The sequence below is a fragment of the Cobetia sp. genome (genome assembly GCF_983723665.1).
On record NZ_CFDJES010000114.1, the window covers coordinates 5,621 to 8,958 of the forward strand.

General features: G+C 64.8%; 4 protein-coding genes. All 4 read right to left on the minus strand.

Features of this window, described 5'->3' with window-relative positions; translation table 11 throughout:
* On the minus strand, window positions 1-998 hold a 998-nt coding region (locus AC4FAH_RS11245; RefSeq protein WP_490246048.1), incomplete at its 3' end, for a molybdopterin-dependent oxidoreductase.
* Window positions 999-1,212: 214 nt separating this feature from the next.
* Window positions 1,213-1,440, minus strand: coding sequence for a twin-arginine translocation pathway signal (locus AC4FAH_RS11250; RefSeq protein ID WP_107334842.1), 228 nt, complete (start codon window positions 1,438-1,440; stop codon window positions 1,213-1,215).
* Window positions 1,441-1,525: 85 nt separating this feature from the next.
* The gene (locus tag AC4FAH_RS11255; RefSeq protein ID WP_490246049.1) at window positions 1,526-2,188 is read right to left on the minus strand and encodes a TorD/DmsD family molecular chaperone; all 663 of its coding nucleotides are present in this window, start codon (window positions 2,186-2,188) and stop codon (window positions 1,526-1,528) included.
* A 118-nt stretch (window positions 2,189-2,306) separates the two neighbouring features.
* On the minus strand, window positions 2,307-3,338 hold a 1,032-nt coding region (locus tag AC4FAH_RS11260; RefSeq protein ID WP_490246050.1), incomplete at its 5' end, for a 4Fe-4S binding protein.

Sequence of the window (3,338 nt, forward strand, 5' to 3'; positions counted from 1 at the left end):
GCGACGTCGAGCATGTCGGCCTCGGCTACGCCGGTGATGCGCTCGACTTCCGCCGGCGGGAACTTGGCGACTTCAGCACGCACTTCATCCATGCCGTAGACACGCTGCTGGATGTAGGCCTCATCTTCCCAGCCGTTCTCGAAGATGTGCCACAGCAGGCCCCAGATATAGGCGACATCGGTGCCCGGACGCAGGCGCACGTACTTGTTGGCCTTGGCGGCGGTCCGCGTGAAGCGCGGGTCGACGACGATGATCTCGGCGTTGGAGCGTTCCTTGGCCAGCAGGATGTGCTGCATGGCCACCGGGTGCGCTTCGGACGGGTTGGAACCGATGAACAGGATCGAACGACAGTTGTGCATGTCGTTGAAGGAGTTGGTCATCGCCCCGTAGCCCCAGGTATTCGCGACCCCGGCCACCGTGGTGGAGTGACAGATACGCGCCTGGTGATCGACGTTGTTGGTGCCGAACAGGGCCGCGAACTTGCGCATCAGGTAGGCCTGTTCATTGCTGAACTTGGCCGAACCCAGCCAGTAGATGCTATCGGGGCCATGCTCCTTGGTGAGCTCGAGCACCTTGTCGCCGACTTCCTCGATGGCCTGCTCCCAGGAGAGCTTCTTCCACTTGCCGCCTTCGAGCTTCATCGGGTACTTGAGGCGACGGTCAGAGTGGCCATGCTCACGCAGCGATGCGCCCTTGGCGCAGTGTGCGCCACGGTTGAAGGGGTGATCGAAGGCGGGTTCCTGCTTGGTCCAGACACCTTCCTGGACCTCGGCATAGACGCCGCAGCCCACGGAGCAGTGTGAGCAGATGGTGCGCTTCGTCTCGACCGGCGCGTCAGACACTTCGGTCTTGGCTTCGGCGCGTTTCATCATCGGGGCGGCCATGAAGCTCGCGGCGGCAAGGCCGCCGGTGGCGACACCGCTGCGTTTCAGGAACTGGCGGCGGTTGATGCCGAGTCCTGAGGTCTCTTTGGCAGAGGGGGTGGGGGTCAGTCGCATGACATCATCTCTCCTCGTCACCCGAATCATTGCCCGGGCCGCGTGAGCGGGTCAGGGGGCAATGTCGGGAGCGGCGGTCTTTCAGATCAGGGGCAGTCCTGATCCGTGCCGACTTGTCACTGTCGATGGCGGGCGGAAACCTCTCCGCGCTGCCCGTTGTTCAGGCCGCTGGCCGCGCGCATGGCGCAGGCTCAGGGCACTGTCTGTCTAGCGTTCAGTCACGCAGCGTGGCGTAGAAGGCCTTGACGTGATCACTCTCGCGATAGTTGTCAGTGCCCTTGTCCTTGACGGGGGCCTCTGGGGCGGCCTGGTCCGGAATCACGGCACCGGCCAATGACCCTGCTGCGGCAACCCCTACGGTGCTGGCGCCCAGTACGCGCAGGAATTTACGGCGCCCCTGGCGCGCCTGGTTATGGCTGTCTTTTGCGTCATCAGTCTTCATGCTGATCTCCTGTCGGCAATGCTGCTGGGTGATGCGAGATGGTTAGCGTTGCAGTCTCGAATGTTGCTTCACGTCATGCGTGACATCAGTGTCTTGCGTCGGGCGCCACACTGGCTGGCGTGACGAGCTGGACGGCCTCGGCCGTCACCTGCTCGCCAGAGTTGTTTTCGGTCGCCGCATGCAGCGGGATCGAGTCACCGAGGTTCAGGCGCTCTGCCCGCAGGAAGGCCTGCCCCAGGTAGCCGACGGCGGCATAGAAGGGGCTCTCGCGTCCCGCGAGGTCGGCGCAGCAGCGCTCGCCCCAGCTGGCCACATGGCGGCGGAAGAAATTGACCTGCTCGCCGGGCACCTCATCGATCAGCATGGCCATCACCTCACACAGTGCGCCGAGGTGATCCTCGGGCTCATGCACATCGCTCTGGCGTTCGAAGCCGAGACGTTTCAGGTCCTGGCGCAGGGCGACCAGCGGCATCTCCATCAGCGAGCCGGTGAGGTACCAGCTGGCGTAGGGCACTACCTCGCCCTGCACCACGCCTACCAGGCTCTGGAAGAAGTCGTCTTCCAGACGGCGCGCGTCGCTGACGCGGGCGGCCAATGACAGCGACGCCAGCGCGCGCGGCAGTTGTTGCTCGGCGGCCCCGGGCAGGCTGATGGCGTCATGGTCGAGTTCGGCCAGAAAGTCGATCAGCTCCGCATCCGGCGCCGCGCGCAATAGCCGCGCCAGCAGCCGGTAGAGGTCGGCGCGCAATGCCTGCTGTTCTTCACTATGGCTTATCAGAGAGTCGGCCGCAGGGGTGTCAGGTGCACGATCGTCAGTCCCACCTGCTGCAAAGTCGTCGGGAGTCGACGTGGGTGATGTCATTGGCTCAAACCTTGAGTTGGGCATCGGGATTACGTGCCATTTCGTGCCAGATGTCCTTGACGCGGCAGTCGCTGCACATCTTCAGGCGCAGTGCGCCATCGCCCTGGAAGTAGGCATGCGAGGCCAGTTTGGTCTGCATCGCCGTGATGGTGGCGGTGGAGCCGAACGGCGTGCCGCAGCTGATGCAGGGGAAGGGCACATCCTGCTTGATCAGCTGCGGTTCGCGCCGCACGTCGGGCTGCGGGGCAAAGCCAGGCGTCAGGGTGATGACCTGCTCTGGGCATGCCTGCTCGCACAGGCCACACTGCACGCAGTCACCTTGAGTGAAGGATAGTGCAGGCGACGTGCGATTGGCCGAGAGGGCGCTGGTCGGGCAGACGGCGACGCATCCCTGACACAGCGTGCAGTTGTCGCTGTCGACGTTCACCACGCCGAAGGGCGCGCCTGTCGGCACGGCGACGCTGTCCTGCGCCAGGTCCGCGACCGACAGGGTCGCCAGGTGATCGAGCACCCGATTGAGGCGTTCGCGCTTGCCGGGGCGTGCCTGCGGCTGACCCAGCAGCCAGTCACGGGCGATCGGCTGGCTGGGCTGCTGCTCTTCTTCACTGTCCGCGCCCGGTGCCAGAGCGACACACAGCGGCGTGATCAGGGGTAGGGCTTCAGCCTCGTAGTTATCCATTTGTGGCAGGGCGGATGGCAAAGAGACGAAGCGGATGCGCGGCTCGCCACTGTCCGCATTGGCAAGCCCCATGCTGTCGAGCAGGGTCAGTGCCAGGCGACGTTCGCTATCGAGCTGCTGGTGTTGGCCTGCGGGCAGGTCGTGGGGCAGTTCGACGATGACCTGCGTCGCGCCGAGTGCGAGAGCGGCCAGCCACTCGTCGTGCCCGGTGGCGGAGATTTCCTCGAGGGTGATATCGAGGCAGCGCTCCTGGTCGACACTCGCCAGGGCAGTCTGCGAGGCAGGGGATTGCTCCAGGCGATAGCGCAGCAGCGGGTAGAGGCCACCGCCATCCTGATAGCGCTCCAGCAGGCGCTG